Source organism: Hubeiibacter jixunmingi, assembly GCF_041928215.1.
In the GTDB taxonomy this organism is placed as follows: Bacteria; Pseudomonadota; Gammaproteobacteria; order Pseudomonadales; family Moraxellaceae; genus Acinetobacter.
Genome location: NZ_JBHFHK010000007.1, coordinates 35,688 through 59,469 on the forward strand (window position 1 = coordinate 35,688; position 23,782 = coordinate 59,469).

Sequence of the window (23,782 nt, forward strand, 5' to 3'; positions counted from 1 at the left end):
ATTATTCACTGGTTACACGGTTAATTTCTTGCAAGGTGGTGACACCTTGCATCACTTTAAGTAGGCCTGAACGACGCAGATCATTAAAGCCGGCTGCTTTTGATGCTTCAGCAATTTCGATCGCATTACCATCATTCATGATAATCTTAGAAATTTCTGGTGTAACTTTCATTACTTCATAAACACCAACACGACCGCGATAGCCTTCACGACATTCTTCACAACCAACGGCTTCATAGACTTTAAAGTCTGGATTCGCCAAATCTTGTTCTGTAAAACCCAGTTCAAGTAAACTTAGCTTTGGAACATCAACAGGACGTTTGCACTGTGGACATAGACGACGTGCTAGACGCTGCGCAATAACCAAATTTACTGAAGTTGCAATATTAAATGACGGAACGCCCATATTACGTAGACGTGTCAACGTTTCTGGTGCACTGTTGGTATGCAGTGTTGACATCACCATGTGACCTGTTTGTGCTGCTTTAATACCAATTTCTGCAGTTTCTAGGTCACGAATCTCACCAACCATAATGATGTCAGGGTCTTGACGTAAGAAAGATTTCAATGCTGCCGCAAAGGTTAAACCTACTTTAGGGTTAACGTTGACTTGGTTAATGCCTTCTAAGTTAATTTCGACTGGATCTTCTGCAGTAGAAATATTTGTATCTTCTTGGTTAAGGATATTCAAACCTGTATAAAGGGATACTGTTTTACCAGAACCTGTAGGACCTGTAATCAATAACATGCCTTGAGGTTTTTCTAAAGCTTCCATAAACAAAGCTTTTTGGTCAGGCTCATAGCCTAGCGCATCGATTCCTAGCATTGCACTTGATGGGTCAAGAATACGTAATACTAGTTTTTCACCAAACAAAGTAGGCAAAGAGTTGACACGGAAGTCGATCGCTTTTGTTTTAGAAATTTTTAATTTGATACGACCATCTTGAGGGATACGCTTTTCAGAAATATCCATTTGTGACATCACTTTAAGTCGTGATGCCAAACGATGTGCAAGTTGTAGTGGAGGTCGAGCGATTTCTCTTAATACACCATCGACACGGTAACGGACACGGTACGACTTTTCGTAAGGCTCAAAATGTAAGTCTGATGCCCCCATACGAATCGCATCAACCAACAATTTATTGATATATTTTACAATAGGTGCTTCTTCTTCTGAAGATGAATCATCTTGAGCGTCATCGTTAGTATTGTCTACAGCATCGATTTCAAGCTCCATGTCTTCATCGCCAAAATTGAAACTGTCATCAACTTCAAAATTTTTGGCGAGAAATTTATTTAACTTATTTTGTTCAACAATAATGTTAACTAAATTAAGTCTACTATTGAAGCGTATTTCTTCAATTGAGTCTAGACGTGTAGGATCAGCAAGAGCAACAAATAGATTATTACCACGTTTTAATAAGGGTACGATTTGATGTTGGGTGATGAGTTTGTCATCGACAATACCTTTTGGTAATTGACCAGCATCATAAGCATCCAAGTCAAAAAGCGGTTCGTCAAACTCACTAGAAATAGCAAGTGCAATTTTTAAACCAGCGACCTTAAACTCATCAACTAAAATTTCAGTCAATGGCTGTTTGCTACGCTTAGACTGTTCTAACGCTTTTTGCATCGATTCGGCGCTAATCGCCTTCTCATCTACAAGTCGGCGGATGTAACCAGTAAAATTCATATTATATCAACATCTTATTGAATATGCATTTATCACTGCATGTGGTTGCTTTCGTAATAAAGTTTAACTTTTTTGTATGATAAACTTTACCGACAAGGATTTGATTAATAATATAACACAAATTGAGAACGATTAAACAAAAAAAAGTGTTAAAAGCAGAAAAAGTCAGCTACAAAGTGAGTTGTGATAGTGTGATGTGGTTAATGTTTTTGCAATTATTTGGTCAGGGGAAATAGCCTAAAGTTCTAAAGTGGTGTAAAATGGCGTGTCAAATTTTTGGGTGATAAAACCATGCGTAAAAAATGGGTGATTGGTAACTGGAAGCTCAATCCAGCTATGCCTGACGCAAGTAATTTGCTTGCAAAGATTGCTGAGCGTAATTGGTCAAGTTTATCTTGTCAAGTTGCACTGGCTGTTCCAATGCCTTATTTGTCTATCGCACAGCAAGCAGTATCTCGTAATTCAATTTTTGTTGGTGTGCAAGATGTCTCAACGGTCGCATCTTATGGTGCGTATACTGGTGAAGTGAATGCACAGTTATTGGCCTCTATGCATACTCAATTGGTGCTAGTTGGTCACTCAGAACGTCGCACTTTATTTGCTGATGATGTTGAAAAAGTACAGGCTAAGATTAAAAATAGTTTGTCTGCTGGTTTGATTGTTGTATATTGTGTGGGCGAAAGTTTGACGCAACGTGAGGCTGGGCAGGCTGAGCAGGTGGTTTTGCAGCAGGTTCAAGATTTGATTGATGTTGTAGATGTTGATGATTGGTCGAAAGTAGTGATTGCCTACGAGCCAATCTGGGCAATTGGTACAGGTAAAACAGCATCACCTCAAGACGCACAAGCAATGCATCATGCTATTCGTTGTTATTTGGCAGATAAGCAAGCACCTGCGGACATGATTTCTATCTTGTATGGTGGTAGTGTTAAGGCTGATAATGCAGCGGCCTTTAATGGTTGTGCGGATGTGGATGGTGCTTTGGTAGGTGGTGCTTCACTAGATGTAGCAAGTTTCCAAGCGATTGCAGAAGCTTTTGCGTAATCTTTGCTGTTGCAGAAAGTACATGCAACAGCATGATACAGTTTTTAATGTGGGTCGATTAAATGTATTAAAACGACCTTGTTTGGTCGGTAAGCTGATTGCTCAGTATTTAAGAATCGAGTGTATATATGTTATATAATTTAGTGTTGGTGGTTCATATCTTGTTGGCGGTGATGATTATCGCTTTGGTTTTGTTGCAACAAGGTAAGGGTGCAGAGGCAGGTGCGTCTTTTGGCGGTGGTGGTGCTGCGACAGTATTTGGTGCGTCTGGTTCTGGTAACTTTATGTCACGTTTAACGGCGATCTTTACAGCACTGTTTTTTGTGACCAGTATTTCTTTGACCATTATGGCAAAACCAAATGCACGTTACACATTGCAAGGCTCTAATGCACCAGCAAGTACCAGTCTTCCAGTTACTGCACCAGCACCAGCGAGTTCAGCACAATAATTCTTTTGTTTAAAATAACCACAGTTAATTTAAAATAACGCTTTACAAGTGTTTGGAATGCACTTATACTTCTCGACCTACTTGCGGTGGTGGTGGAATTGGTAGACACGCTACCTTGAGGTGGTAGTGCCCTACGGGCGTGGGGGTTCAAGTCCCCCCTTCCGCACCAAGTATTATGGTTAATCTTTTGAGCATAATTATTGTTGGGCGGTACTAGCAAGTTGTTTTATCATTTGCCAGAATGATAAAAGAAAAATCAAAATGTTGTTGCGGGGTGGAGCAGTCTGGTAGCTCGTCGGGCTCATAACCCGAAGGTCGTTGGTTCAAATCCAGCCCCCGCTACCAAGTTTGTGTAGTTTTGCAATAAAATTGTAATTCTTATATAAAATGTTTTGATTTTTGGCTACTATGGTTTATAGTAGCATCATGTTGTTGCGGGGTGGAGCAGTCTGGTAGCTCGTCGGGCTCATAACCCGAAGGTCGTTGGTTCAAATCCAGCCCCCGCTACCAAGTTTCGTATAGAGGCTCACATGATTGTTGAGCCTTTTTTGCATTATAATTCTGCTAAATCTTAAATTTGACGATTTATAATGTATCATAAGGGCGATTACGCCCTTTTTTGTTGATGAAAAAGCAAGTTAATGCGAATAGATAGATATCTTTAGGCTGATTTTCATTTGACTTGTTTTGATGAAGTTTCTTTAATATACGCAATCAGCGTTTGAAATCGGTAACTATGAAATTATCCAGTAAAACACAAGCCTTGCATGATTTAATTGCACCAGCCGTTGCGGTATGTAATGTAGATTTGTGGGGCGTGGAATTTATTCCACAAGGCAAAAAGTCGTTATTACGCATCTATATCGATAAGCCAGAAAGCCAAGATAACGCAGCTGAACCTGTATTAAATGAAGATGGTGAGGTTGAACAAGGTCGTGGTATTGGTGTACAAGACTGTGTCAGTGTCACGCATCAAGTCAATGGCGTGCTTGATGTACATGATCCGATTGCAGGTGAATATGCTTTAGAGGTGTCTTCTCCAGGCTGGGACAGACCTTTTTTCTATTTGGCACAGATGCAGTCATATGTTGGTCAAACTGTTGCACTACGCTTGATTCATGCTGTGGCAAACCGTCGCAAAGCACAAGGCAAACTGCTGTCAGTAGATGTGGAAAAGGAATTGATTGTGGTTGAAATCGATGGGCAAAGCTTAGAGATTGATAGCCATAATATTGATAAAGCCAATTTAATCTACCAAGATTGATGGATTGGCTCACAAATAACAGTTACGGTTTGCTAGCAAGCCTGTGAGACAAATGAAATATTGAAAAGATAGGTGAACTATGAGTCGTGAAATTCTTACCGTCGTTGAAACGGTTAGTAATGAAAAAGGTGTGAGCCGTGAAGCGATTTTCCAAGCTTTAGAACAGGCTTTGGTGGTCGCAACCAAGAAAAAATTCTATGACCATACAACGGCATCAGAAGCACGTTTACGTGTGGAAATTGATCGTAAAACAGGTGATTATCGTACTTTCCGTCAATGGGAAGTGGTCGCTGATGAAGATCATGAAATGCCTGCATGTCAAGATGCGATCTCTGATTTAGATCCAGCACAATGGTCGATTGGTGATATTCGTGAATTGGAAGTGGAATCGATTGATTTTGGTCGTATCGCTGCACAAATTGCCAAACAAGTGATTGTACAAAAAATCCGTGAAGCAGAACGTGCTATGGTTGCGGATTCTTTTGAAGGTCGTGTTGGTGAGTTGGTTTACGGTGAAGTGAAAAAACAAACCAAAGATGGCTTTATTATCGATCTTGGTGATGGTGCAGAAGGTTACTTGTCACGTGAAGATTGTATTAATAAAGAAATGTTGCGTCCAAAACAACGTATTAATGCTTTATTATACAATGTCAATCGTGATGGTCGTGGTGCACAAATTTTATTAACACGCTCTAAACCAGAGATGCTGATTGCTTTGATGAAAAAAGAAGTACCAGAAATCGCTGAAGAGATTATTGAAATCAAAGGTGCAGCGCGTCACCCTGGCGTTCGTGCCAAGATTTCAGTAAAAACCAATGACCATCGTATTGACCCAGTTGGTGCGTGTATTGGTATGCGTGGTACCCGTATCCAAGCCATTCAACAAGAGCTAAATGGCGAACGTATTGATGTGGTGATTTGGTCAGATAATGATGCACAATATATCGCTAGTGCTTTAGAGCCAGCTGACGTATTGAGCATGGTGATCAATGAAGAAACCAAGACCGCAGATATCGTATTTGCAACCAATGAACAATTGGCACGTGCAATCGGTGGTCAAGGTCAAAATGTACGTTTGGCATCTGAGTTGACAGGTTACAAGCTAAATATGATGCTTGAAGCTGAGTTCTTGGAGAAACAACAAGGTGATACACAACGTGTTATTGATACCTTTGTTGCACGTTTAGATATCGATGACGAATTTGCAATGGCATTAGCTGATATCGGTCTAAGCACTTTGGACGATGTGGCATATGCAGCACCAGAACATTTTGCTGATTTGGACTTGGACGAAGATACTTTACAAATGTTGCAAGATCGTGCAAAAGCAGCCTTGATGGAAGATTTAAATCAAGCTGATCCAGCATTGCTTGAGATGCAAGGTATGACATCAAGTATCGCTCAAGCATTGGTCGAGCGTGGTATCAAGACTTTGGATGATTTAGCAGAACAAGCCATTGATGAAATCAATGATATTGACGGTGTGGACGATGAGTTAGCGGGCAAGCTAATCATGAAAGCACGTGAATCATGGTTTAACTAATTTAGGTGAATATAGATGACAGATAAAAAACAAGACAGTCAGAGTACTGACCAGCCTAAGGCAGAAAAGCAGAAGATGACGCTTGGTCGCAAGTCTTCAGGTGCACACAGCAACAGTACAGCGAAATTATCGGATTCATCTGGTAAGACACGTAGTATTGAAGTCAAAACCAAGCCAAAAATTGTGAAGCCTACACCGCAACAATTGGCAGCTGAAGCAGAAGCGAAGAAAAAAGCTGAGCTTGCAGCCAAGCAAGTCGCACAGACTTCAGCTAAGACAGAACCATCAGCACAAGTAGCACAAACTGCTGATCAAAAAGCCAAAGCAGAAACTGCTCAAAAAGCGGAACAAGCTAAACAAACTAGCGAAAACAAAACCAACGCAACGCTTGAAGCAATGCGTGCTTCACAGCAAAAGAAAACCCAAGCGGCTGATAAGCCTGCGGCAGCTGTTGTGGTGAAAAAACGCAATGGTGCAGTAGTGAAACCAGCACCAGTGAAGAACACCGAAACTGCTGAGCAGAAAAAAGCGCGTGAAGCGGAAAATGCGAAGTTAAAAGCAGCTGAAGAAGCGACACGTCGTAAGGCAGCTGAAGAAGCACAGCAACGTACATTAGAGCAAATGCGTCAGATGGCATCAAAATATAGCAATGATGATACCCCATCTATTCGTGTTGTAGATGATTCACCATTGGCAGCGGGTTTGGTTGGTCAGGCTTATGAAGATTCTTTCAAGCAAGAAGACCGTGAAATCAAACGCGGTGGTGGTGCAAACACGGGTCGTGGTGGCAAAAAAGGCGGTCGTAACCAAGAAGAGCAAAACTTCAATCGTAACAGTCATAAACGTGGTTTGAAATCAAGCCAAGCCAGCAAGCATGGTTTTGAAAAACCTGTGAAAAAGCAAGTTTATGATGTAGAAATTGGTGAAACCATTGTTGTTGCTGATTTGGCACAGAAGATGGCAATCAAAGTCCGTGAAGTCATCAAAACATTGATGAAGATGGGTGAATTGGTCAATCAAAACCAATCTATCGATCAAGATACAGCGGTACTTGTGGTTGAGGAAATGGGTCACAATCCAGTATTGGTATCAGAAACTGCTGCTGAAGACAACTTGATTGAACAAGCTGAACAAGATCGTGGTGAGCGTAGTACTCGTCCGCCAGTCGTTACGATCATGGGTCACGTTGACCATGGTAAAACATCATTGCTTGACCGCATTCGCCGTACTAAAGTGGCAGCAGGTGAAGCAGGTGGTATTACTCAGCACATTGGTGCATACCATGTAACCACTGAGAAAGGCATTATCACTTTCTTGGATACCCCAGGACATGCTGCGTTCACACAAATGCGTTCTCGTGGTGCTAAGGCAACAGATATCGTGATTTTGGTTGTTGCTGCAGATGATGGCGTAATGCCACAAACTGCTGAAGCGATTGATCATGCTAAAGCTGCAGGTACACCAATTATTGTTGCCATCAACAAGATGGATAAAGAATCTGCAGATCCAGACCGTGTATTGAATGAATTGACTGCCAAAGAAATCGTGCCAGAGCAATGGGGCGGTGACGTGCCAGTAGCAATGGTATCTGCACATACAGGTGCAGGCATCGATGAATTGTTGGATTTGATTCTGATTCAAGCGGAATTGATGGAATTACAAGCATCAGCAGAAGGTGCAGCACAAGGTGTTGTCATTGAAGCGAAAATCGACAAAGGTCGTGGTGCGGTCACTTCTATCTTGGTACAAAACGGTACATTGAATATTGGTGATTTGGTGTTGGCAGGTTCATCTTATGGTCGTGTACGTGCCATGATTGATGAAAATGGTCAGCCGATCAAATCAGCAGGTCCTTCTATCCCAGTGGAAATTTTAGGTTTACCTGACGCACCGATGGCAGGTGATGAAGTACTTGTAGTGAATGACGAGAAAAAAGCCCGTGAAGTAGCGGATGCACGTGCTGATCGTGAACGCCAAAAACGTATTGAGCGTCAAAGTGCCATGCGTCTAGAAAACATCATGGCATCGATGGGCAAAAAAGATATTCCAACCGTGAATGTCATTCTCAAAACTGATGTACGTGGTACTTTAGAAGCCTTAAATGTCGCCTTGACTGATTTGTCTATGGATGAAGTCAATGTACGTATCATCAGCTCTGGTGTTGGTGCAATCACTGAATCTGACGTGACTTTGGCAGAATCATCTGAAGCAGTATTGCTTGGCTTTAACGTTCGTGCCGATACAGCTGCACGCCAAAAAGCTGATCAAGATGACATTGACATTCGTTACTACAGCATCATTTATGAATTGATTGATGACGTTAAAGCGGCGATGAGTGGTAAACTTGCCCCTGAACATCGTGAAACTATCTTGGGTGTAGCGCAAGTGCGTGAAGTGTTCCGTTCGAGTAAGTTTGGTGCAGCTGCGGGCTGTATGGTGATGGAAGGTACAATTTATCGTAATAAACCTATCCGTGTCTTGCGTGATGATGTGGTGGTATTCCAAGGTGAATTAGAATCGCTACGTCGCTTCAAAGATGTAGTCAATGAAGTGCGTGCAGGTATGGAATGTGGTTTGGCGGTAAAAGGCTATAATGACATTAAAGAATTGGACAAAATCGAAGTGTATGATGTCCAAGTTGTTAAACGGAGCTTGTAATTTATGGCAAGTCAGCGTTTAAAACGCATGGCGGATGCAGTTCAGAGAGAAATCTCTGAGCTGATTCGCTTAGAATTGAAAGATCCTCGTTTGGGTCAGCACGTTACAGTGTCTAGTGTCAAAGTTAGCCCTGATTTGGGTTATGCTGATGTTTATGTGACGGTGATGGGCAGTGAATTGGGCGATGAACAAAGCGAAGACGCACACCAAGAAACTTTGGATATTTTAAACAAAGCATCTGGTTTTATGCGTCAAGAATTGGGTCGTCGTATCAAAACACGTGTTACGCCACGTTTACGTTTTCACTATGACAAGACCAATGCCTATGGTAACTATATGTTTGGTCTGATCGCAGAAGCAGTGCGTGATTTGCCTGAGCATCAAGCTGATCAAGATAATGTGGTTGATCAAGATGATAAATCATCGTCATAAGTATATGAAGTCAAAAGATGAATAAACTTTACTATTATGGTTTATTTATCCCATCATAGCTATTGAAAGCACAAAGATAACCATTGATGCTTTCAATGGCTTTTTATTTAAATTAAGAGCCTGTTCATGATCAATTATGCATCATGATGTTGAGCTAGAATGATTAATCCTGAACAAGCTCTAAAAACGTGATTTAGTCATGATTAAATTAAATAACATTGTGAAAGTCTTTGATGTTAAAGGACAACCTTTGACTGTGCTCAATGACATTACCGTTCATGTGGCAAAAGGCGAGATTTACGGCGTGATTGGTGCATCAGGTGCAGGTAAAAGTACTCTGATTCGCTGTGTCAATTTATTAGAACGTCCAACTCAAGGACAAGTCTTGGTTGATGATGTTGATTTGCTCAATTTGAATGAATCAGAATTGGTGCAAGCACGTCGTCAAATTGGCATGATTTTCCAGCATTTTAATTTATTACATTCACGTACTGTATTTGAAAATGTCGCTTTGCCATTAGAGCTATCGAAAACTCCTAAAGCACAGATCCAACAAAAAGTAGATGAGTTATTACAGCTGGTCGGACTTGCTGATAAAAAAGATGTTTATCCAGCTAATTTGTCAGGTGGACAAAAACAGCGTGTTGCAATCGCACGTGCATTGGCATCAGATCCTAAAGTGTTACTTTGTGATGAAGCGACCAGCGCTTTGGATCCTGCGACTACACAAGCCATTTTGGCATTGCTACAAGAAATTAACCAACGCTTAGGCATTACCATTTTATTGATTACCCATGAAATGGAAGTGGTCAAACGTATTTGTCACCGTGTTGCGGTATTGGACAAAGGTAAATTGATTGAGCAAGATACAGTCGGTGAGATTTTTTCATCGCCAAAAACCGCTTTGGCAAAAGAATTTATCCGTTCTACGTTCCATGTCGCATTGCCTGATGATTATATGCAACGCTTACATCAGCAAGTAATAGAGAAAAGTTATCCAATTTTACGCTTAGAGTTTACGGGGCAATCTGTAGATGCACCGATTTTATCGCAATTGGCGAAACAATTTGGCGTGGACTTTAGTATTTTGACCTCACAAATAGACTATATCGATGGTGTAAAATTCGGTATTTTGATCGTTGAAATGTTTGGTGACGAACAGCTTATTCAACAAAGTTTGAGTTATCTACAGCAACAAAATATAAAAATTGAGGTACTAGGTTATGTGGAGTGAATTTTTACAAGAATTTAGCCCACAGATGTGGCAACTGACTGCATTATCGACTTGGCAAACCATTTACATGAGTTTGACGGCAACATTTTTGGCAGTAGTTGTTGGCGTACCGATGGGCTTTTTTGCTTTTTTAACAGCGAAAGGGCGTATCCTTGAAAATAAAGTTGCCTACGAAATCTTAGATGTGGTGATTAATATTGGTCGTTCAGTGCCATTTATTATCCTACTTGTGCTATTATTACCCGTCACACGCTTTTTGGTGGGTACAACATTAGGCACAACTGCAGCGATTGTACCTTTGGCAGTGACTGCGATGCCGTTTGTAGCACGCTTAACTGCTAATGCTTTGTTGGAGATTCCAACAGGCTTGACCGAAGCAGCAAAATCCATGGGTGCAACACATTGGCAAGTAGTCAGTAAATATTATTTGCCAGAGTCTTTGCCGATTTTAATCAACGGTATTACGCTGACTTTAGTCACCTTGATTGGCTATTCTGCTATGGCAGGTGTCGTTGGTGGTGGTGGCTTGGGCAATCTTGCGATTAGTTATGGTGAACACCGTAACATGGTCTATGTCAAATGGATGGCGACCATTATTATTGTCGCAATTGTGATGATTTGCCAAAAAGCAGGCGATAGTCTGGCAAAACGCTTTGACCATCGTTAAGTTTTGTTGACTTGTGCTAAATACTGTTTTAGCACAGATATTTTTATGCGATCCTAAATTTAATTCTCCTGGAGTGAGAGGAATTGTTATGCAACTGAGTCGTTTTTTAACTGTTTGTGCTATGAGTTCGGTAATTGTATTGAGTGCTTGTGGTGGTCAATCTCAACAAAGTACAGCACCAGCATCAGCAGCCCAAGGTGGTGATAAACCAGCCGCTACACAAAATATTAAAGTTGGTGTGATGTCAGGCCCTGAACAGCAAGTTGCTGAAACTGCGGTTAAAGTTGCCAAAGAAAAATATAATCTTAATGTAGAATTGGTTTTGTTTAATGATTATGCATTACCTAATGGTGCGGTGAGCAAAGGTGATTTGGATGCCAATGCGATGCAACATAAGCCATATTTGGACAAAAATTCACAAGAAAATAACTACAAAAACTTAGTGATTGTAGGCAATACTTTTGTTTATCCATTGGCTGGTTATTCTAAAAAAATCAAGAACATTAGCGAGTTGAAAGAAGGTGCGGTAGTGGCTGTACCAAATGATCCAAGTAACTTGGCTCGTGCGTTGATTTTGTTAGAAAAGCAAGGTCTTGTTAAGTTAAAAGACAACAAAAACTTGTTCTCAACATCAATGGATATCGTAGAAAATCCGAAGAAATTGAAAGTAAAAGAAGTTGATACATCAATCGCTGCTAAGGCATTAGATGACGTAGATTTGGCTGTGGTGAATAACACTTATGCAGGTCAAGTTGGTTTGACTGTTGAAAATGCAGTATTTGTTGAAGATAAAGATTCACCTTATGTGAACATTATCGTATCTCGTGATGACAACAAAGATAGCGATGCAATCAAAAACTTTGTAAAAGCTTATCAATCTGAAGAAGTGTATGAAGAAGCGAAAAAACACTTCAAAGATGGTGTGGTGAAAGGCTGGTAATTGATGCTTGATTTATAGGCATTGAATAAAATTACCCCCTGTCTATGCAGGGGATAATTTTTGGGTTTATGATACTGATTTTTATCATCATTTATTTTAATCAATCATTCGCTCAACTTTTTTTTATGTTTCTGTAAAGATAACTTGTTTTTAGCACTTTAGTATAATAATATAAAAAATATCTATGTCATGTCGCAAATATGCTCAGTTTTTCTGATAAGTATCTGTTAAAAATATGACAATAAGTGAAAAGCAATTTGTGCTTTTGACTTAAATTTTGAGATTTGTTTTGAGATGCGATGCAATATCGCACTAATTTTGACCGTTATGGTTTTCTTTAAACGTCTTTGCTGATAGTTTTATTGGCATGTGTCACTAAATAGGATACGACTGTGCTGTTATTGATTATCCTTTTGCCATTATTGCTTGGCACAACTTTGGTTTGGGGACTAGAAAAATTCTCACGCGGACTCACGGCGATCTTTGCCAGTGTGTTGAGTTTGTCATGCTTTGCCATGCTATTGTCCTTTATTCCCGATGTACAAAGCCAACAAGCGGTGATGGCAAGTTATGCATGGTTGCCAAGCTTAGACTTTAATATCGATTTAAGAGCAGACTTTTTAAGTTTATTATTTGCGTTATTGATCAGTGGCATAGGCACGCTGATTTTTATTTATGCCTATTATTATTTAAGTAATAAAAATTCTTTAGCCAAGTTGTATAGCCTACTCATGCTGTTTATGGCAGCCATGTTAGGTATTGCTTTATCAAACAACTTATTGATGTTATTGGTATTTTGGGAATTAACCAGTATTTCTTCGTTCTTGCTGGTTGCCTATTGGAACCGTTATGAAGTGGCACAACGTGGCTCACGGATGGCACTGACCATCACGGGGATGGGTGGTTTGTGTTTGTTAGCAGGCTTTATCTTGATCGGGCAAGTGGCAGGCACGTTCCAAATTGACCAAATTTTTCTCAAAGCAGACATTATTCAAAATAGCCAATTGTTCCCAGTGATTTTGGGCTTGGTATTAATGGGTGCATTTACTAAATCGGCACAATTTCCGTTTCATTTTTGGTTGCCGAATGCGATGGCAGCACCAACGCCAGTATCGGCATATTTGCACTCTGCAACGATGGTGAAAGCAGGGATTTTCCTGTTATTACGCTTGTCTCCGATTTTTGTCGGTGCCATGGCTTATCATCAAATCGTCACCATGGTGGGTTTGATTACGCTATGTGTTGGAGCGTTCTTTGCGATTTTTAAAGAAGATTTAAAAGGTCTATTGGCATATTCGACCATCAGTCATTTGGGTTTAATCATGTGTTTGATTGGTATTGGTTCACCGCTTGCGATTGCAGCAGCGATTTTCCATATTATCAATCACGCAACCTTTAAAGCAGCATTGTTTATGATTGCGGGTGTGATTGACCATGAAACGGGAACGCGTGATTTGCGTAAGCTTGGTGGAACGTGGCAATTCTTACCGATTACTGGCACATTAGCAATGATTACTTGTGCTGCGATGGCAGGTGTACCATTTACCAATGGCTTCTTATCCAAAGAAATGTTCTTCACCGAATTGGTGGCAAGTCATAGCGGTATAACTTTGCTATTGTTTGCGGTATTGGCGACTTTGGCTGGGGTATTTGCAGTCAGTTATTCAGTGCGTTTGGTGCATGGCGTATTTTTTGATCATGCTTTTGCCAAGAAATTACCGAGTGAAGGGCATATCCATGAGCCTGTAAAACCGATGTTAGCACCGATTGCTTTGTTGGCAACATTGTGTATTTTGGTGGGTGTTTTGCCTGCAGTCTTTGTTGAAGATATTGTCAATGCCGTGACCATTGCGACTGTACAACATCAAAACTTTGAACTGGTACATTTGGCGATTTGGCATGGTTTTAATTTGCCATTGATGATGAGTATTGTCGCGTTAGTGGGTGGCTTGGGTCTATATTTTACTTTGGCAAAAAATGGACGTATTCGTAAAATTGACTTTGATCCGATTTTGGGTAATCTTCGTGGACCAGTCATTTTTGAAAAAATATTAAAAAGCTTAGTGCTGAATAGCCGTAAATTTAAAAAAGCTACTGAAACAGGTTCATTACAAAACTATTTATTCATCATCGTATTCTTTACTTTAGCGATGGCAATTATTCCGTTATACGGTTTTGGTTTTACTACAGGTACGCGTGAGCTGATTCATGCACCGATTGTTGCGATTGTGCTGTGGTTATTATTATTGACTGGCTGTTGGATGATGTTGTGGTTTCACCATGAGCGGATCAAAGCGATTTTGATTAGTGGTGCAATTGGGTTGGTAGTGACTATTGTATTTGTGACGATGTCTGCACCTGATTTGGCATTGACACAAATCGTGGTAGATGTAGTGAGTACGGTCTTGTTATTGATGGGCTTGTCGTTATTACCACAACTCACGCCGTATGAATCTTCTCGTACACGTCGTTGGCGTGATGCCGCATTGGCGATTATAGGTGGTTTTGGCTTAGGTTGGTTGACTTGGTTAGTACTTACACGAGATCATCAATCGATTTCATGGTTCTTTTTGCAACAATCTATCCCACTTGGTGGGGGCTCAAATGTGGTGAATGTGGTGTTAGTCGATTTCCGTGGTTTTGATACCTTTGGTGAAATCGTGGTGTTAGGTATCGCTGGTATTGGTGCATTATGTTTGATGGATGGTATGCGTGCCCATGGTACTACAGTGACTAAAGGCTTAACACATCGTTTTACCCCATCGCCATTATTATTGCGTGTCACGGGTTCATGGATTTTGGCACTAGCATTGGTAGTGAGTCTATATATTTTCTTGCGTGGTCATAACCTACCTGGTGGCGGTTTTATTGCAGGTTTGATTACTTCAATGGCATTGATTGTACAATATATTGCCTTGGGGCAAGACAAAGCCGAATTTTTAATTCGTGCCAAATCAGGACGTAGTTATGAACAATGGATTGGTGGCGGTTTAGTCGTTGCAGGCTTGACGGGAATGGGAGCATGGCTTTGGGGGCGTCCTTTCTTAACCAGTGCACATTTTTATGTCAATCCGCCATTGATTGGTGAAATACATTTGGCATCAGCAGCATTATTTGATGTAGGTGTCTATGTTACGGTAGTTGGTGCGACCATGTTGTTGATTTCGGTATTGGGTGACTCACGCCATTCGACCATGACTGGTCCGGTTCGTGGTGAATAAGGGGAAAAGAGATGATTAGTATTGAATTTTTAATTGCATCTGGTGTAGGCATCGTGGCTGCAACAGGGATTTATTTGATTTTACGTCGTCGTACTTTTCCTGTGGTTTTGGGTTTAGTGATGATTGGTTATGCGGTCAATGTGTTTTTATTTAGCATGGGGCGTTTACAGCTCAATGCACCAGCAATTTTGACTGATGTCACAAAGGTGAGTGATCCTTTGCCACAAGCTTTGGTACTGACTGCGATTGTGATTGGTTTTGCGACCACTGCATTTGTGGTGCAACTTGCTTTGCGGACACGTTATGCAACAGGAAATGATCATGTTGATGCCATTGATGACAATATTCAGTATAGCTCACCAGAGGATGAAACCTGATGTTGGATGCACTCGTAAGTTTTTGGCAAGTGCATTTTCCGATTTTTAGCATTCTCTTGCCCGCATTTACCAGCTTTATATTAATACTTTTGGGTAATCCTGGTGCAGGCTCGCTTCAGCAAGATTGGCGACAACCTATACGCCATGCCATCAGTTTAATTTCAGCTTCGATTGGCTTGATATTCGCAATTTTAATGGTGATGCATGCTAGTACGGGTGCGACTAAAGTTTATGAATTGGCACAATGGACAGCACCTTTTGGTATCGTGTTGGTGGTTGACCGTTTGGCTGCCATGATGGTCTTGTTATCTTATATATTGGTTTTGCCGATTTTATGGTATGCCAGTGCGGAATGGGATTTAAAAGGTCGCTATTTTCACACCATGATGCATTTTTTGATGATGGGGATTTCGGGTGCATTTTTAACGGGCGATTTATTTAACCTGTTTGTCTTTTTTGAAATCTTATTAATGTCATCTTATGTCTTGCTATTACATAGCCATAGCACACCACGTTTTAAAATGGGCATTCATTATGTCATTATCAACCTATTGGCATCGGCATTATTCTTAATTGGCTTAGGTCTGATTTATGGTAATGTCGGTAGCTTGAATATGGCAGATGTGGCACGACTCTATCCAACCTTGCCTGAAGATAATCACCAAATGGCATTAGCAGGTGCGTTATTGTTATTTGTCGTATTTGGTATTAAAGCAGCCATGTTCCCTGTTGGTTTTTGGCTACCAAAAACGTATGCGGTCGCAACCACACCAGTTGCCGCGATTTTCGCATTGATGACCAAAGTCGGAATTTATGCCATTTTGCGTGTTAATGGTACGGTATTTAGTGATGCGGGCTCGAATTATGTCTTGGATACATTGCTACTAGGTATCGGTGTGGCAACGACCATTTATGGTGTGATTGGTGCGATGGGGGCAGAGCGTTTACGCCGTATGATTGGTTTTATGGTGCTTTCGTCTATTGGTACAATTTTGATTGCCGTTGCATTGAATAACACGCAAGCATGGTCAGCAGCATTATATTATTTGGTACACAGTACTTTTGTGGCAGCAGCATTCTATCTATTGGCAGAGTGGATTGGTTATCAGCGTGGTGATGCCAAAGACCATATTAAAATCGCACCAATTATGAAGCAAAACAAGCTGGTGAGTATTTTATTCTTTATCTTGGCATTGATGATGGCTGGTTTACCGCCACTGAGTGGTTTTGTGGGTAAAGTCATGATTTTGCAGGCGACAGCATATAGCCCTTATCAGGTGTGGATTATCTTGGCCATTCTATTGGTAAGTTTGTTGTCTATATTGGTGTTTGTGCGTACAGGTTTCTTGATCTTTTGGCGTGCTGAACATCCAGAGGATAACCCTAAAAATCCTGCTTTTACCAGTTATCAAGCCTTGCCAAGTCAGCCAACACCCCGTGTAGATAAATTGATTTATTTATTCATTGGCTTGCTCATCAGCTATGCAGTGGTTGCCGAGCCAGTACATCAATATGCTTATGCAGCAGCCGCACAATTACAAGACAAGTCTTTGTATCAACGTAAAGTACTTAAATTTGATGAAAATAATCAGCCAATCAGTGTACAAAAGTATGATGCGAATTACTTGCCTGGATTAAAATATGGTGCGACAAGTGATGATCCGTATCAACATACCATTAAGAATACGATTCATCCTGATACATTGTATGGTGATCACATCGACTTAGATAAATTGTCTCAGTCAGCTGAACCACAATCTTCGCAACAACCCTTAACACAGCCTGCCAGTGGTGCAGTTGCTGTGAACAATCCATAGCCTAAGGAGAAATTTGATGAGCAAAAAAATCAAGTTTAAGCCAACGCTATTATTTATGTTATTGCCCCATCCCTTGGTATCAGGGATCGTTGCATTATCATGGCTTATGTTGCAACACAGCGTTTCTTTTGGCAATGTGTTAATGGCGGTTATTCTTGGATTAGCAATTCCAAAATTGATGCAAAAATTTGTCGTGCGTACAGCGAGTTTGGATTGGGTTGCGGCGATAAAATTATTTTTTGTGGTACTGTGGGATATTATTATCAGTAATATCCGTGTTGCGAAACTGGTATTAGGCCCAAGCAAAAACCTACATCCAAAATGGTATCGTGTGCCTTTAGAGACCAATCATAATCAGGTCAATAGTTTGCTGGCGATGATCATCACGACTACGCCAGGGACAGTATCGGCAGGTATCGATTTGGAGCGTGGTGATATTTTGGTACACAGCTTAAGTACTGACAGTGAACACACTGATATCGAAGACATTAAGCAACGCTATGAGCGTCCACTTATCCAAATATTCCACGCATTAGATGCCGTAGAGGGCGTAGGTAATTTACCATTATCTGATGCGTCAGAAAATGATGTGTCAGCACAGCAGGAGAAAAATTAATGATTATTTTGCCTTATGTACTTTTGTTGAGTATCGGTGCAATCACAATTTCTTTGTTCTGTTGTTTGGTTCGATTGATTTTAGGGCCTTCGGTGATCGACCGTCTTCTGGCATTGGACACCTTATTTTTAAATGCAGTATGTTTGATTATTGTACTGGCGATTTACTGGATGAGCACCTTGATGTTTGAAGCAGCATTGGTCATCGCCTTATTGGGTTTTGTCTCTACGGTTTCTTTGGCACGCTATTTCACTACAGGTCATGTCATTGATTAATTTGGCTTAAATGAGGAAAATACTATGACTTCAAAGTTGGCATTTGAGCTATTTATTTCTTTTTTCTTGATCGTAGGTAGTTTCTTTACCTTGATTGGTGCTTTGGGTATGCTACGTTTACCTGATTTATTTATGCGTTTGCATGCACCAACCAAATCCAGTACCTTGGGTTTAGGTAGCTTTTTGATTGCATCCATTGTTTATTCAGCATTTCAAGGACGTATTGGTTTCCCAGAGTTACTGATCACATTGCTCGCATTTATCACTGCACCTGTATCTGCAAACTTACTCGCACAAGCAGCAATCCATTTAAATCTGCGTTCGCATGGTGGTGCTGTGCCAGAGGCATTGAACCGTCCACTACCTTGGCAAAGCTACCGTCGTCCAACAGCATTGAGTATTTCTCAATCGACGCCTGCACCTATGCCAGTGGATGATGTGCCAATGCCAAGCAATACATCACCAAATAGTCCATAGCCTGCAAAGCAAACTGTAGAAAAGCCCGATAACGATTAGGTTTCTAAATGGAAGCTTGCTGTAATGTTGTTCTTATTTGGTCTAAATCTTTGATTTTTTTCACCTGTTGCCACAATATTTGTGCCTCAGGATAGCTTTTGGTGAGCATACCAAGCCATTGTTTGTAACGACCGAGTAATGCCAACTCGGTTTTATATTCTCCATCCAAAAATGCCAATTGAATAGCCAATAATTCTTGCCAAGGCATGATATTGCCATGATTCTGTTGACGAATACGATTGACCAGATCAGGCGTAGTCACTGCACCACGTCCAAGCATGAGATCTACACAATCCGATTGTTGTTGACATGATAATGCATCTTGTACTGTCCAAATCTCACCATTAGCAATAATTGGGATATGAATCTTTGACTTCAAAGGTGCTATTTTTTCCCAATATGCAGGTGGCGTGTAACCATCAGTTTTAGTACGGGCATGAATGGTTAGCCAACTTGCACCTGCGGATTGGATTGCCAAAGCATTGTCTAGACTATGATGATCATCCAAATAGCCCAAACGCATTTTTGCGGATACGGGAATATGTTGTGGAACTGCTTGACGTACAGCATGAACAATCTGATAAATCGTTTCAGGCTCATCAAGTAAGACAGCCCCGCCACGATGACGATTAACGGTTTTAGCTGGGCAGCCAAAATTTAAATCGATTGCAGCGGCATCCATCTCAGCGACTTTTACAGCGTTCGCAGCAAGCATATCAATACGATTGCCTAAAAATTGCACATGTACAGGCGTGCCATTTACGGTTTTGCTTTGATTCTTTAGCTCAGGGCAGTAATGATAAAAAATATGATCTGGTAGGACACTATCCGTAACACGGATAAACTCGGTCACGCACCAATCATAATACCCAATGCTGGTCAATACTTGTCGCATGACAGGATCGGTCAAACCTTCCATCGGTGCCAAAATTAATTTCATTTCTTTACTCACACAAAACTAAAATAGGTATTTAAAGCATGATTTCAAAAGATTAAAACGCCCAAAAGGGCGTTTTAGCGATGAAGATGTGAAGTTAGTCTTCTTTTGTTGCAGTGTAGGCGTAGTTATAATTATAATTATAACCTGAGCTAGCAGTGCGTTGTACATCGTTTAGAATCACGCCAGTAATTTTGCTACCAGCTTGTTCAAAGCGATCAATTGAGGTTTCTAACTCTTTAATATTAGTTCGACCAAATCGAGCGATTAATAAATTGATGCCAGCATAACGAGATACGATCACAGGGTCAGTAACAGCCAACACAGGCGGTGTATCAATAATCACATAGTCATATTGTTCATTTAAAATCTCAAGCAGCTCTTGAAAGCGTGCTGAATTCAAGAGTTCAGAAGGATTTGGAGGATTTACACCACGACTCATAAAGTCAAGATTTTCGATGTCGGTATGATGTGTAACTTGTTCTAAACTAGATGTGGTCAATAAATAGTTCGATAGACCAGGTTGTGTTGCTTGATTGAAATACTTATGCAAGTAACCACGGCGAATATCTCCATCAATCAATAAAACACGTTTGCCACTTTGTGCAAAAATTGTTGCCAAGTTAACAGAAATAAACGATTTACCAAGCTCTGGTGCAGGGCCACTAAGCATGATTGCATTATTTTTTGCATTCATCAATGCAAAATGGATGGCGGTACGAATGCTACGTAAGCTTTCAATCGCAATATCATCAGAATGTTTTGCTGCAAGAATAGGTAATTGCTTTTTCTTACGTAAAATTTTAATGCGACGCTCTTGTTTTTCAGAACGAGGTACAGTCGCATAAACTGGTAAGTCGAGTTCGTTCTCGATATCTTTGGCATTTTGGATACCTGAACGTAGAAGATTACGTCCTAATGCAATCATAATACCAACGAATAGACCTGCAATTAATCCTAAAGCCAAAATGATAAGCTTTTGGGGTTTGATTTCTTTTACAGGCTTAATAGCATGGTCGATGATACGCACATTACCGATTTCTCCAGCCTCAGCAATCTTAAGTTGCTGATAGCTGTTCAATAAATTGGTATAGAGTTGCGTGTTGACTTGTACATCGCGGTACAATTGTAGATACTGGCGTTGTTTCTCGGGTAATTGCGTTAATGTTGAAGATAATTCGTTAGATTTTTTTTCAAGTGCTGCAATTTGTGAATTGATTTCGACCATTAAAGGGAAGTCATTCGTATAGCGTGCTGACAGCTCGGCTTGTTTTTGCTTCAACTCAAAGCGTTTTGTATCTAATTCAATATTTTGTTTGAGTAAAAGTTGGGATTCTTGATTAATATCGACTGTGTTGTTGTCTTCACGGAACTGGTTGAATTTTTGTTCAGAACCCTCTAGTTGTCTCTTGATTTCAGGTAATTGCTTATCCAGGAAACTCAATGTTTGCTTGGATTCTAAACTCTTACGTAAAATATTATTTTCATGATAAACATTAAGAATATCATTTAATACTTTTGTAATGTGCGTAGGGTCTTCACCTTGAACTTTAAGTTCTAAAATGCCTGAATTTTTACCACGCTCTGAAACATTGTACGTAGCCGAAATATTTTTAACAGCAGCAGGTTCGGAAAGCTTTTTGACATTAACGGAATGATTACTGGCAATATTTGAATTGATTCGCACTTGCCAAATACCATTTTGATCCGTCTCAGTGCTAACTTGATTTAAGTTACCTTTGAATACTTGCTCTTCTTTATATTTAATGACGTACTCATTCTGATTAAGGAAATCCAGTCGTAAATCTCTATCTTTATAATAAGCAGGAATATCTAACTGTTCAATAAATATAGATGTATTACTATCTACATAGCGTACACCTTCGGCAGTGTATTCTAATATTGGTTGTTTAGGGTTGCTTAAACGTTCAAATAGACCTTTGTCTGCTCGTTCGATGCTGATATCTAGGGTTAGATTTTTAATAACCTTTGATAGTACTGAACGAGAACGTAAGATTTCGGATTCTGCGATGGCAGCAGAATTGCCACCTGCATTGGCTAGATTACCCAGTTCACCTAGTAATGCAGATGCCCCCACACCTTTTTTATCTTCGACTTGTATCAATGCATCGGTACTATAGGTATTAGGTGTAATGCGTAAATACATTAATGCTAGAATTAAAGACAAGATCATGCACAATGAAATAATTTTCCACTGTGAAATAATGGAGAAAAACAACTCTTTTAAGTCTATGGTGTCATCGGAGACTGTATTTTTTTGTGTCATGGCTTGTTACTTCAAATTTAACATCATGTGGCGCTGGCTAAGATCTTAAACGGAAATCAGATCCGCTTGACCCAATCTTGTACATAGGATTGAATATTATGGCAGGTTTCATCAAAAAAAGCTTGGTCATGTTGGTATGGATCGGGCACGTTTTGTGTTTGCCAATGTCCTAGACGAAAGGTTTTGCCCTTTGCGAAAGGGAAAGTTTGTTCAATATGCTGTAATTGATTATTACTCATTACCAAAATAAGATCTGCTTTTTTTATTAGATTTGCATCCAGCTTTTGTGCAACATGGGTACGCATATCAATATTTAATCTGTCCATGCAATGTATTGCCTTATCGTCTGCTGGATATCCAACCATGCCTGAAATGCCTGAGGAAAATACGTTTAAGTCTGGACGTGCTGTCTTTAGAAAATATTCTGCCATAGGGCTACGACAAATATTACCTACACAAACCATCATGATATTCTGCATATTCATATTAAATTCCTAATTGTTTTAGGCTATATAGTGCGTTAGAAAAAGGGATGAGTTGATTGAGAATACGTTGCCAACGAGTCAAACCCGTGGCATCAATATAAACAATATCATTTCTTTGCATCATAAATTGATTAGCGAGTGCGAAGTTGCCCAAGTGGCTTAGATCCAGCTGATAGATGTGTGGTTTGCCAGTCTGTTCGTCAGTACGCATGACATATATACGTCCTGCACTGGCACTGTTTGGATTAAGGCCTTCGCTTTCACCAAGAACATCAGACAAAGACATGCCTTGGTCGCGTAACACAATCGATTGTGATTTATTGCTTTCACCCATCACATAAACTTTTTGATTTTGACGAGAACTAACAAAAATAGTATCGTTTGGATGTATCAATAATCTGTGCAGAGACAGACCTGCTTTCTCAAGGTCAAAAGTATTTAAGGTATATGTTTTACCATTGCGAATCAACTGGATGTTAGAGCTATCACCAGTTTCGGGGTTAATTCCGCCTGCCATACTAAGTGCTGTGTAAAGGCTAACGGGTTGATCGCTGATATTATATTGACCGCTCTTTAATACTTGACCATTTACCACATATCGTTGTCCCTGATATGAAATCACTCTTGCTGTGACATCAGGTGTTCTTAAATAGCGAGAATATTGGCTACGAAGCGTGTTTGTTAGCTCATTCAATGTTCGCCCTGCAGCTTTAACTCGACCAATCATTGGCAAAGACAGATAGCCACTACTGTCGATAGTATAGCCAGAAGCCACCGTATTGCCAGTTTGGGGAGGTGTGATTTCAGGGTAAGCCCAAAGTTGTACAGATAATACATCTGTAGGACTTAAACGGTATTCACTAGGTTGTGAAGAGAATAATTGTCTTACATCACCACCGCTAGATAATCCTTTATTATTCAATTGTTGTAATCGGATTTGTGGAATATTTTCTTGTGTAAGTGGGATTAAATCAACATGTGCACCTTGTGGCGTTATTGATTCCCCATTGTCTTTAGGAAGGTTATGCGTTTGAAGCCCCGAGCCAATACTGCAACCTGATAGCATGACTAAGCCAAGGACTGTGATAATGAAATTCTTTTTGCACGGAATAGAGCTTTGCATAGTTGTACATAAGTCTGATGGTTAGCTACCTATTGTAATAGATTTGGATTAGTTTAGCTAGGGAAAATGATTGTAATGCCTGCGCCTAGTGTGTGTGAAATGTTAATGTACTTATATAATAAACGATGTATATTAGACCTCTTTCGAAAATGTAAATTTAGCGATTAACTTGCCAATTTATAAATCCTGCCACTAATTTCATTC

Annotated in this window: 19 protein-coding genes, 3 tRNA genes and 1 pseudogene; 18 read left to right on the forward strand and 5 right to left on the reverse strand. The window is 40.2% G+C overall.

Annotated elements, in window-relative coordinates; translation table 11 throughout:
• Position 1: 1 nt before the first annotated feature.
• Positions 2-1,693, reverse strand: a complete 1,692-nt coding sequence (gene pilB / locus ACEYX7_RS02020) for a type IV-A pilus assembly ATPase PilB (protein WP_374802459.1) — start codon at positions 1,691-1,693, stop codon at positions 2-4.
• A gap of 291 nt (positions 1,694-1,984) precedes the next feature.
• Here pilB and tpiA point away from each other — a divergent pair, with 291 nt between their 5' ends.
• The 18 genes and pseudogenes from tpiA to ACEYX7_RS02110 all read left to right on the forward strand — a co-directional run bounded on the left by tpiA (position 1,985) and on the right by ACEYX7_RS02110 (position 18,707).
• Entirely contained in the window at positions 1,985-2,737 is a 753-nt protein-coding gene (gene tpiA, locus ACEYX7_RS02025; protein WP_374802457.1) for a triose-phosphate isomerase, read from the forward strand.
• A 128-nt stretch (positions 2,738-2,865) separates the two neighbouring features.
• Positions 2,866-3,186 (forward strand): preprotein translocase subunit SecG, encoded by a 321-nt coding sequence (secG, locus tag ACEYX7_RS02030; protein WP_374802455.1) that lies wholly within the window; start codon positions 2,866-2,868, stop codon positions 3,184-3,186.
• An 83-nt stretch (positions 3,187-3,269) separates the two neighbouring features.
• Positions 3,270-3,355 (forward strand) — tRNA-Leu (locus tag ACEYX7_RS02035).
• Positions 3,356-3,454: 99 nt separating this feature from the next.
• Positions 3,455-3,531 (forward strand) — tRNA-Met (locus tag ACEYX7_RS02040).
• An 88-nt stretch (positions 3,532-3,619) separates the two neighbouring features.
• A tRNA-Met gene (locus ACEYX7_RS02045) sits at positions 3,620-3,696 on the forward strand.
• A 226-nt stretch (positions 3,697-3,922) separates the two neighbouring features.
• Complete coding sequence (gene rimP, locus ACEYX7_RS02050; protein ID WP_374802453.1) at positions 3,923-4,450, forward strand: ribosome maturation factor RimP; 528 nt, start codon at positions 3,923-3,925, stop codon at positions 4,448-4,450.
• A gap of 79 nt (positions 4,451-4,529) precedes the next feature.
• Positions 4,530-5,993 carry a transcription termination factor NusA gene (gene nusA, locus ACEYX7_RS02055; RefSeq protein ID WP_374802451.1) on the forward strand — a complete coding sequence of 488 codons (1,464 nt, stop codon included), beginning with the start codon at positions 4,530-4,532 and terminating at the stop codon, positions 5,991-5,993.
• A 15-nt stretch (positions 5,994-6,008) separates the two neighbouring features.
• Positions 6,009-8,651, forward strand: coding sequence for a translation initiation factor IF-2 (infB, locus tag ACEYX7_RS02060; RefSeq protein ID WP_374802449.1), 2,643 nt, complete (start codon positions 6,009-6,011; stop codon positions 8,649-8,651).
• 3 nt (positions 8,652-8,654) lie between these two features.
• Positions 8,655-9,083, forward strand: a complete 429-nt coding sequence (locus ACEYX7_RS02065) for a ribosome-binding factor A (protein WP_374802447.1) — start codon at positions 8,655-8,657, stop codon at positions 9,081-9,083.
• Between the two features lie 199 nt (positions 9,084-9,282).
• Positions 9,283-10,317, forward strand: a complete 1,035-nt coding sequence (metN, locus tag ACEYX7_RS02070; RefSeq protein WP_374802445.1) for a methionine ABC transporter ATP-binding protein MetN — start codon at positions 9,283-9,285, stop codon at positions 10,315-10,317.
• Entirely contained in the window at positions 10,307-10,984 is a 678-nt protein-coding gene (locus tag ACEYX7_RS02075) for a methionine ABC transporter permease (protein WP_374802443.1), read from the forward strand. Before metN ends, ACEYX7_RS02075 begins: the two co-directional genes overlap by 11 nt.
• 88 nt (positions 10,985-11,072) lie before the next feature.
• Entirely contained in the window at positions 11,073-11,924 is an 852-nt protein-coding gene (locus tag ACEYX7_RS02080; protein WP_374900157.1) for a MetQ/NlpA family lipoprotein, read from the forward strand.
• A gap of 392 nt (positions 11,925-12,316) precedes the next feature.
• The gene (locus ACEYX7_RS02085; protein ID WP_374802439.1) at positions 12,317-15,145 is read left to right on the forward strand and encodes a monovalent cation/H+ antiporter subunit A; all 2,829 of its coding nucleotides are present in this window, start codon (positions 12,317-12,319) and stop codon (positions 15,143-15,145) included.
• Positions 15,146-15,156: 11 nt separating this feature from the next.
• A complete protein-coding gene (locus ACEYX7_RS02090; protein WP_374802437.1) occupies positions 15,157-15,522 on the forward strand; it encodes a Na+/H+ antiporter subunit C in 366 nt (121 codons plus the stop codon).
• A complete protein-coding gene (locus ACEYX7_RS02095; protein ID WP_374806484.1) occupies positions 15,522-17,339 on the forward strand; it encodes a monovalent cation/H+ antiporter subunit D in 1,818 nt (605 codons plus the stop codon). The genes ACEYX7_RS02090 and ACEYX7_RS02095 overlap by 1 nt, the downstream gene beginning before the upstream one ends.
• A 16-nt stretch (positions 17,340-17,355) precedes the next feature.
• Positions 17,356-17,865, forward strand: a pseudogene (locus ACEYX7_RS02100) (Na+/H+ antiporter subunit E); the annotation flags it as partial.
• A gap of 89 nt (positions 17,866-17,954) precedes the next feature.
• Positions 17,955-18,230 (forward strand): monovalent cation/H+ antiporter complex subunit F, encoded by a 276-nt coding sequence (locus ACEYX7_RS02105; RefSeq protein WP_374802433.1) that lies wholly within the window; start codon positions 17,955-17,957, stop codon positions 18,228-18,230.
• A gap of 24 nt (positions 18,231-18,254) precedes the next feature.
• Entirely contained in the window at positions 18,255-18,707 is a 453-nt protein-coding gene (locus ACEYX7_RS02110) for a Na+/H+ antiporter subunit G (RefSeq protein WP_374806485.1), read from the forward strand.
• Between the two features lie 43 nt (positions 18,708-18,750).
• Here ACEYX7_RS02110 and ACEYX7_RS02115 read toward each other — a convergent pair whose 3' ends face one another.
• From ACEYX7_RS02115 to ACEYX7_RS02130, 4 genes are all read right to left on the reverse strand, one after another.
• Positions 18,751-19,686, reverse strand: a complete 936-nt coding sequence (locus ACEYX7_RS02115; RefSeq protein WP_374806486.1) for a tRNA dihydrouridine synthase — start codon at positions 19,684-19,686, stop codon at positions 18,751-18,753.
• Between the two features lie 94 nt (positions 19,687-19,780).
• Positions 19,781-21,970, reverse strand: a complete 2,190-nt coding sequence (locus tag ACEYX7_RS02120; RefSeq protein WP_374900158.1) for a polysaccharide biosynthesis tyrosine autokinase — start codon at positions 21,968-21,970, stop codon at positions 19,781-19,783.
• Positions 21,971-22,026: 56 nt separating this feature from the next.
• Complete coding sequence (locus ACEYX7_RS02125; protein ID WP_374900160.1) at positions 22,027-22,455, reverse strand: low molecular weight protein-tyrosine-phosphatase; 429 nt, start codon at positions 22,453-22,455, stop codon at positions 22,027-22,029.
• Between the two features lies 1 nt (position 22,456).
• Positions 22,457-23,521 (reverse strand): polysaccharide biosynthesis/export family protein, encoded by a 1,065-nt coding sequence (locus ACEYX7_RS02130; RefSeq protein WP_374900161.1) that lies wholly within the window; start codon positions 23,519-23,521, stop codon positions 22,457-22,459.
• Positions 23,522-23,782: the final 261 nt, after the last annotated feature.